Genomic DNA, 8,403 nt, shown 5'->3' on the forward strand with positions numbered 1-8,403 from the left:
GGGGGGATCGCCCCGACGGCCGGGGGCGTCGAGGGCGGCTCGGGGACGACCATGTCGCCCCGGAAGCTCGGTACGGCCTCCAGCAGGCTGGTCAGCGAGTCACGGTCGCGCTCCTTGGGCGCGTCCTCCGCCGGCGCGTCGCCGGAGGCTGCCTCCGCGTCCGGGCCGGCGGACTGCGGCCGGTCCCGGTCGAGGGAACGGTCCAGCGGCCGGTCGCGCGGCAGCCGGGCGATGCGCGGCACGAACGGGAAGGTCGGCTCGGGCGTGTCGTCGGTCTCGCCGATGAGCGCCCGCGCCTCGTCGTCCAGCGCCTGAACGATCCGGCGCGGCGGATCGTAGGTCCAGCTGGCCGCGCGCGGCTCTCCGGCGGCGCGGTAGACCAGCAGGACCTCCCACGTGCCGTCGTCGCGGCGCCAGGAGTCCCACTGGGCGGTGTCCTTCTCGGCGCCGCGCAGCAACAGGCGCTCCGCGACGGTCTCGCCGAGCGGCGGGCCGCTGTTCTCGCCGGGGCGGCGCACGGGTGTCTTGCGGGCCCGCTCCGCCATGAAGGCGCGCTCCGCGAGCACGGGGCCCTCGAAGCGCCGCACGCGCTCCACGGGGATGCCCGCCAGCTGGGCGACCTCCTCCGCCGAGGCACCGGCCCGGATGCGGGCCTGGATGTCGCGGGGCCGGAGGTGGCTCTCCACCTCGATCTCGATCTGGCCGAGGCGTGCGCGGTCGTTGCGCACGGCGGCACGGAGCCGCTCGTCGATGGGAAGCGTGTACTCCGTGCTGTCCGCAGACTTGAGCACCAGCCGTGTGCCGTCGTTGGAGACTGCCACGACACGCAGTTCGGGCATGGGGACCTCCCGGGTGGTGCCTGCCGACGTCACCTGCGTCGCTGCTTCCGCTAGTCGAGTGTGGCCTGCCCGGGTAGCAGCCTGCCACAACATTGCCGAGTTGACGGGGCGAGAGCCGCCCGGGCCCCTCCCGACGGGTCCGGTGGTTTCCGGGCAGCCGAACGGGATATTGGGGCCAGGGCTCGCCACAGTACTCCATTCGGGCCACCGGGCGTGGATCGGCGCGCCAGCGAAGTTCACCTGCGGCAAGGGAGTTGGAATGCGCCCCTTGGGGAGGTCGTGTCCGGCCCTGGTTCCCGCGGGTGGCGAGGTTCACATAATCGCCCGATTCGGAACTGTTCGTTAGGCTCGAATGTCTCTTCTGGCTGCAAGAGGGTCCGAAAGAACCAATAGAGGCTGGAGATGGACGACAAAGCCGAAAGCGAGGCAAAAGACAAGGGCAAGCGCCTGGAGCTGAGCGTCGCGCAGGTGGCCGGTAGTGCGCTGGCGGCGGTCGTGGCGGCCATGCTCGCGGGCAAACTCGGTGTATACGGCACGGTGATTGGCGCCGGTGTCGTCAGCGTGGTGGCCACGACGGGTGGCACAGTCTTCCAGCACCTGTTCAAACGTACGGGTGAGCAGATACGCGAGGCGGCGACCCAGCCGGAGCCCCGGCTCCGCCAGGTGCCGGTCCGTGACGCGTCCCGCGCCGTGGACCGGGCGCGCTCGGCCGACGCCGCGACGACCGTGCTCCCCGCCGCCGGCCCGGCGCGGGACGGCGGGCCCGACCCGGCGCGCACTCAGCTGCTGGGACAGGTCGACGCGACGGGCCTGCCGCCGGGAACCGAGGACCGTACGCAACTGCTGCACCAGGTGTCACATCCCGGTGCGAACCCGGCGCAATCAGAGGCGTACGCCGGTGCGCGCACCGGCGCGCATGACGACGCGTACATCCACGGCTACTCCGAGGATTTCTCGCAGGGCACGACCCACGGCACCCGGCTGCGCGGCTGGAAGCGCCCGCTGCTGGCGGCCGCCGCCGTCTTCGCCCTGGCCATGGGCACGGTGACGGTGGTGGAGCTGCTCTCCGGCGCCAGCGCGGACGGGGACAAGGGCGGGACGACCGTCAGCCGGATCTTCCAGCCGGGCAGGAGCGAGAAGAAGGACGACCCGGCTCCGCAGCAGGAACCGGACCCCGGCCGCTCGCACGGCGGGAGCGAGGTGGACACCGGCGACGGCGGTCCGACCCCCTCGCCGGACGCGTCGAAGCAGGGCGGCGGTACGGGCGGCAAGCCGACCCCGGACCCCACGCCGACCCCGTCCTCCGGTGGCGGCACGCCGAAGCCGACCCCGACGCCGGACTCCGGCTCGTCGCCGGACGCGGGCAAGGGCGGGACCGACGGCAAGGGCGGCACCGGTGGCCAGGGCTCCGGAGGCACCGGCGGCCAGTCGCCCTCGCCGCAGCCGCCGGGCCAGAACGCGGCGGCGGGCACGAGCGCCGGTTCCGGTACGGGCACGACCTCGTAGGACGAGGCGGCACGAGCCGACCACGACGACGCGGACGCCACGGGCGCCGGGCGGCGGACCTCCCACCAGGGGGCCGCGCCCGGCGCCCGTGCCGTCATTCGCCCAGGACCCGCCGCAGATAGGCGTTGCCGAAGACGCGGTGCGGGTCCAGCCGGTCCCGCACCGCCGTGAACTCCGCGAAGCGCGGATAGGCGTCCGCCAGATACCCGGCGTCACGGCCGTGGAGCTTCCCCCAGTGCGGCCGTCCCCCATGGGCCGTCATGATCTGCTCGACGGCCGAGAAATACGCCTGGTGCGGGGTGCCCCTGTACATGTGTACGGCGATATAGGCCGTATCCCGGCCCGAAGCGGTGGACAGCGGGATGTCGTCCGCCGGGGCCGTCCGCACCTCGACGGGGAAGCTCACCCGCAGCCGCCGGCGCTCGATCACCGCGCGCAGCTCCCGCAGGGCCGTCATCGCCGCCTCGCGCGGCAGCGCGTACTCCATCTCCAGGAAGCGCACCCGGCGGGGGCTGGTGAAGACCTTGTAGGGGATGTCGGTGTACGTGCGCGGGGACAGCGCCCGGGCGCTGAGCCGGGCGATCCCGGGGACGGTGCCGGGGACGGCCCGGCCCAGCGCGCAGGCGGCGCCGAACACGCCGTTCGACAGCAGCTCGTCCTGCGTCCAGGCGGCGGCCCGGCCGAGCAGGGCCGCCGGGCCCGCGCTGCGGTTGTTCCGCTTGGTGGAACAGCGGTCGGTGTGCGGGAACCAGTAGAACTCGAAGTGCTCGTTCTCCGCGACGAGCGCGTCGAAGCCGGCCGTCACCGCGCCGAAGGACATCGGCTCCTCGCGCGCGGTGAGCAGGAACTCCGGTTCGGTCCGGAAGGTGATCGCGGTGATCACGCCCAGCGCGCCGAGGCCCACCCGCGCCGCGGCGAACACCTCCGGGTTCTCCCGCGCCGAGCAGGTCAGCACCGAACCGTCGGCGGTGACCAGCTCCAGCCCGGCGATCTGGGCGGCGATCGCGGCCGAGTCGCGGCCGGTGCCATGGGTGCCGGTACTGACGGCCCCGGAGACCGTCTGCTCCATGATGTCGCCCATGTTCGTCAGGGACAGGCCCCGGGCGGAGAGCTCCTGATTGAGGCGACGGATCGTCATGCCCGCGCCGACCGTCACGGTTCCGGCGTCCCGGTCGACCGAGCGGATGCCGTCCAGGCCCTCCGGGCGTATCAGCAGACCGTCGGTGGCGGCCGCGGCGGTGAAGGAGTGGCCGCTGCCGACCGCCTTCACCTTCAGGCCGTCGGCGGCGGCCCGTCCGATCGCCCCGGCCAGTTCCCCCGCCGTCCGCGGGGTCACCGTGCGCGCCGGCCGGGCGGTGACGTTCCCCGCCCAGTTGCGCCATACGTCTACGTCGTCGTTACGTACCTCGTCGTCACGCCTGGTGCCGTTGCTCAGCCAGGCGCTGCTCGTCCTTGCCGTCGCCCCCATGGGCGCGCACCCCCACCCGCTCCGGCGCCGACCGCAGCCGGCGGTATCCGAGGAACGCGCCGACGGCCGCGAGCAGTCCCGCCGCGCCGGGCACCGCGTACCCCGCCCGGGCCCCGGCCGCGTCCACCACCCAGCCGGCGGCCGACGAGCCGAGCGCCACGCCGACCGCGAGCCCCGTGCTCGTCCAGGTCATGCCCTCGGTCAGCTTCGCGCGCGGTACGTGCTGCTCGACGAGGGCCATCGTGGTCACCATCGTCGGCGCGATGGCCAGGCCCGCGACAAAGAGCGCCACGGCCAGGAACGGCAGGTTCCCGACCAGTTGGAGGGGGATCATACTCACGGCCATCGCACACACGCCCAGCATCCAGCGGCGGGCGGCGTCGCCCCGCAGGTGGAGCAGGCCGAAGACCACACCGGCGATGCCGGAGCCCAGCGCGTACACCGCGAGCACCAGGCTGGAGGCGGCCTTGTGGCCCTGGTCCTCGGCGAAGGCCACGGTGACGACCTCGATGGAGCCGAACAGGGCGCCGGTGGCCACGAAGACCGCCACCAGTACTTGGAGTCCCCGCGAACCCAGCGCGGAGCCCGCCGACTGGTCCGTCCGGGGGTGCGGCTTCGGCTCGGTGGCCCGCTGCGCGGTCAGCCACACGACGCCGATGGCCAGGAAACAGGCCGCCAGCAGCGGGCCCGCCTCGGGGAACCAGCTCGTGGACAGGCCGATCGACAGGATCGGCCCGACGATGAACACCACCTCGTCGATGACGGACTCGGCCGAGTACGCCGTGTGCAGCTCGCGCCGCGAGCCGTGGAACAGCGCCGCCCACCGGGCCCGCACCATCGACCCCACGCTCGGCACGCAGCCGGCGCCCGCCGCGAAGACGAACAGCGTCCACTCGGGCCACCTCTGCTGCGCGCTCACCAGCAGCCCGGCGACGGCCGTCAGCGCGATGGCCGTCGCCGGGCGGAGTATGCGCCGCTGCCCGTGCCGGTCGACCAGCCGCGAGACCTGCGGTCCCAGGACGGCGGCGGAGAGCGCCAGGGCCGCCGAGACGGCGCCCGCCAGCCCGTACCGGCCGGTCAGCTGGGAGATCATCGTGACGACGCCGATGCCGAGCATCGACAGGGGGAGCCTGCCGATCAGGCCCGCCGCGGCGAAGCCCTTGGTGCCGGGTGCGTTGAATATCGCGCGGTAGGGACTGGACAAGGACGGCTCCCGGGGAGGTCGGCACTGGGGACGGGGCGAGGGTGCCGTAAGGGACGTAGGTGGTCGATACAGCTTACGTCCGTACGTTCGTGCGACGCACCGCCATTTCCCGGCTGTCAGTGGCGGGTGGCAGGATCGGAGGCATGTCGGATCAGCCATCCCACGCCCCCTATGACGCCCTCCTGTTGCTCTCCTTCGGCGGGCCCGAGGGACCGGACGACGTCGTCCCGTTCCTGGAGAACGTCACCCGTGGCCGGGGCATCCCCCGCGAGCGGCTCAAGGAGGTCGGGCAGCACTACTTCCTCTTCGGCGGCGTCAGCCCGATCAACGACCAGAACCGCGCCCTGCTGCGCGCCCTGCGAGAGGACTTCGCGGCGCGGGGCGTCGACCTCCCGGTCTACTGGGGCAACCGCAACTGGACGCCGTACCTGACCGACACGCTGCGCCGGATCGTGGCCGACGGCCACCGCCGGGTGCTCACCCTGACCACCAGCGCCTACGCCTCCTACTCCGGCTGCCGGCAGTACCGGGAGAACCTGGCCGACGCGCTGGCCACGCTGGAGGCCGAGGGTCTGCCCCTGCCGCGCGTCGACAAGCTGCGGCACTACTTCAACCACCCCGGCTTCGTCACCCCGATGGCCGAGGCGACGCTGGCCGCGCTCGGCCGGCTGCCCGAGGAGGCCCGGGCCGGCGCCCACCTGGCCTTCACCACGCACTCCATCCCCACGGCCGCCGCCGACACCTCCGGCCCGGCCGGGGGCCACGGCGACGGCGGCGCCTACGTCGCCGAACACCTCGACGTGGCCCGGCTCGTCGCGGAGGCGGTGCGCGAGAAGACCGGCGTCGAGGACCGCCCCTGGCGCCTCGTCTACCAGTCGCGCAGCGGCGCCCCGCACATCCCCTGGCTCGAACCCGACATCTGCGACCACCTGGAGGCCGTGCGTGACGAGGGCGCCCCGGCCGTCGTCATGGTGCCCATCGGTTTCGTGTCGGACCACATGGAGGTCAAGTACGACCTCGACACCGAGGCCGCCGCCAAGGCCGCCGAGCTGGGCCTGCCCGTGGCCCGGGCCGCCACCGTCGGCGCCGACCCCCGCTTCGCCGCCGCCGTGCGCGAGCTGGTGCTGGAGCGCGCCGCCACCGAGCGGGGCGAGCGGCCCGAGCGCTGCGCGCTGGGCTCGCTCGGGCCCTCCCACGACCTCTGCCCCGTCGGCTGCTGCCCGGCGCGGGCCCCGCGCCCGGCCGCCGCCGGCGTCGACAGCCCGTACGCGTAAGGAGCCGCTGGACCGTGACCGACGCCCTCGATACCCCTGATGCCTCCGATACCCCTGATGCCCTCAAGGACGAACTCCTGGCCGTGGCCCTGGAGGCCGCCGACCGGGCCGGCGCGCTGCTGCGCGACGGCCGGCCCGCCGACCTCGGCGTGGCCGCCACCAAGACCAGCCCCATCGACGTCGTGACCGAGATGGACATCGCCGCCGAGAAGCTGATCACCGGCTTCCTCGCGGAGCGCCGCCCGCACGACGGGCTGCTGGGGGAGGAGGGCGCCAGCACCGAGGGCACCAGCGGGGTGCGCTGGGTGATCGACCCCATCGACGGCACGGTCAACTATCTGTACGGGCTGCCGTCCTGGGCCGTGTCGATAGCCGCCGAGATCGACGGCGAGGCGGTCGTGGGCGTCGTCGCGGCGCCGATGCGCGGCGAGACGTACCGCGCCGTGCGCGGACGGGGCGCCTTCGAGGGGGAGCGACGGCTGCGCTGCCGCCCCGCGCCCGTCTTCGCGCAGGCCCTCATCGGCACGGGCTTCGGCTATCTGACGGCCCGGCGCGCCGCCCAGGCGGAGGTGGTGCGCGCGCTCCTGCCGGAGGTGCGGGACATCCGGCGCGGCGGGTCGGCGGCGATCGACCTGTGCGACGTGGCCTGCGGCCGGCTCGACGGCTACTACGAGCGGGGGCTCAACCCCTGGGACCACGCGGCGGGCGCCCTCATCGCCCATGAGTCCGGCGCCCTGACGGGCGGCCGCCCCGGCGCCCCCGCCTCGGGCGAGCTGACGATCGCGGCCGCGCCCGGCCTCTTCGAGCCGCTCCAGGCACGGCTGGAGGCACTGGGAGCCTGGCACGACTAGCCCGCGGGCGGCCTCCCGGGACACCCCGGCCCCCACCCACGCGCAGGCGCCCCCGGCACGGAACGAAAACCGTGCCGGGGGCGCTCCGCGCTGTGCGGATCAGACTTGTACGCCGTGCTCCGCCGCCAGGCGGTGGAGCTCGTCGAGCTCCGCCTGTTCGACGTCGGCGAGGTAGTCGTCGCCCGTGCGACGGGCGTGGTCGAGGTCGGACCGGGTCATCTCTATGCGCTGCAGAATGCCAGCGGTGAACGCGTCCATGGTGCTGCGCCCCCTCGTCGTGGGTTGGCGGCACGGGGGTGTGCCACGGCGAAAACGATCACTGCGTGGTGTGTACCCGCGTACGCGTAGGCGTACGGAGAAGCGTGATCGCGGGTGTGCAGACGTCTTCCCCACCCCCGTCCGGGCGGAAACCTGCGGCCGCCGAAGAATCCGGAATCCATCCGGAACTCCTCCCTGGTCGGCCGCCGGGCACCCCTTACAGCCGGTTTACCGACATCCGAGGCAGGATGGAGGAACCCAACAGGGACATCACGCCTGCCCACACGGGCCAAGAGGAAGGACAAGCGCCGTGCGCGTACTCGTCGTCGAGGACGAGCAGCTGCTCGCAGACGCCGTCGCCACCGGACTGCGCCGGGAGGCCATGGCCGTCGACGTCGTGTACGACGGAGCCGCCGCCCTGGAGCGCATCGCCGTCAACGACTACGACGTCGTCGTGCTCGACCGCGACCTGCCGCTCGTCCACGGCGACGACGTCTGCCGCAAGGTCGTCGAGCTCGGCATCCCCACCCGGGTCCTGATGCTGACCGCCTCCGGCGACGTCAGCGACCGGGTGGCCGGCCTGGAGCTCGGCGCCGACGACTACCTTCCCAAGCCCTTCGCGTTCAGCGAGCTCACCGCGCGCGTCCGGGCGCTGGGCCGGCGGACGACCGTGGCCCTGCCGCCCGTGCTGGAGCGGGCCGGCATCAAGCTGGACCCCAACCGCCGTGAGGTGTTCCGCGACGGCCGCGAGGTGCAGCTGGCGCCCAAGGAGTTCGCGGTGCTGGAGGTGCTCATGCGCAGCGAGGGGGCCGTGGTCTCGGCCGAGCAGCTGCTGGAGAAGGCCTGGGACGAGAACACCGACCCGTTCACCAATGTGGTCCGGGTGACCGTGATGACCCTGCGCCGCAAGCTCGGCGAGCCCCCGGTGATCGTCACCGTCCCGGGCTCGGGATACCGGATCTGATCCGCGATGTCCCAGACACCCACCACCCCCTGTCTCTTA

At 73.4% G+C, this 8,403-nt stretch carries 8 protein-coding genes; 4 read left to right on the top strand and 4 right to left on the bottom strand.

What is annotated here, in order from left to right:
• Positions 1–872 (bottom strand): septation protein SepH (gene sepH / locus K6I33_RS27165; RefSeq protein ID WP_229357166.1); only part of this gene is annotated, 872 nt, incomplete at its 3' end.
• Positions 873–1,241: 369 nt separating this feature from the next.
• Between sepH and K6I33_RS27170 the strand changes: the two genes are divergently transcribed.
• Positions 1,242–2,345, top strand: a complete 1,104-nt coding sequence (locus tag K6I33_RS27170; protein ID WP_229357167.1) for a hypothetical protein — start codon at positions 1,242–1,244, stop codon at positions 2,343–2,345.
• Between the two features lie 94 nt (positions 2,346–2,439).
• On the opposite strand, the gene K6I33_RS27175 is transcribed toward K6I33_RS27170, so the two are convergent.
• Both K6I33_RS27175 and K6I33_RS27180 read right to left on the bottom strand, forming a co-directional pair.
• Entirely contained in the window at positions 2,440–3,813 is a 1,374-nt protein-coding gene (locus K6I33_RS27175) for a D-arabinono-1,4-lactone oxidase (protein WP_229357168.1), read from the bottom strand.
• Positions 3,758–5,017: an MFS transporter gene (locus K6I33_RS27180; protein WP_229357169.1), complete on the bottom strand. Its 1,260-nt coding sequence runs from the start codon at positions 5,015–5,017 to the stop codon at positions 3,758–3,760. Before K6I33_RS27180 ends, K6I33_RS27175 begins: the two co-directional genes overlap by 56 nt.
• Positions 5,018–5,160: 143 nt before the next feature.
• Here K6I33_RS27180 and K6I33_RS27185 point away from each other — a divergent pair, with 143 nt between their 5' ends.
• Both K6I33_RS27185 and K6I33_RS27190 read left to right on the top strand, forming a co-directional pair.
• Positions 5,161–6,291 carry a ferrochelatase gene (locus K6I33_RS27185; protein ID WP_229357170.1) on the top strand — a complete coding sequence of 377 codons (1,131 nt, stop codon included), beginning with the start codon at positions 5,161–5,163 and terminating at the stop codon, positions 6,289–6,291.
• Between the two features lie 14 nt (positions 6,292–6,305).
• Positions 6,306–7,142: an inositol monophosphatase family protein gene (locus tag K6I33_RS27190; RefSeq protein WP_229357171.1), complete on the top strand. Its 837-nt coding sequence runs from the start codon at positions 6,306–6,308 to the stop codon at positions 7,140–7,142.
• 99 nt (positions 7,143–7,241) lie between these two features.
• Here K6I33_RS27190 and K6I33_RS27195 read toward each other — a convergent pair whose 3' ends face one another.
• Positions 7,242–7,400, bottom strand: coding sequence for a hypothetical protein (locus tag K6I33_RS27195; RefSeq protein WP_229357172.1), 159 nt, complete (start codon positions 7,398–7,400; stop codon positions 7,242–7,244).
• A 310-nt stretch (positions 7,401–7,710) separates the two neighbouring features.
• On the opposite strand from K6I33_RS27195, the gene K6I33_RS27200 reads away from it, so the two are divergent.
• Entirely contained in the window at positions 7,711–8,364 is a 654-nt protein-coding gene (locus K6I33_RS27200) for a response regulator transcription factor (RefSeq protein ID WP_229357173.1), read from the top strand.
• Positions 8,365–8,403: the final 39 nt, after the last annotated feature.

Origin of the sequence: Streptomyces sp. UNOB3_S3, assembly GCF_020740895.1 — a bacterium.
Lineage (GTDB): Bacteria > Actinomycetota > Actinomycetes > Streptomycetales > Streptomycetaceae > Streptomyces.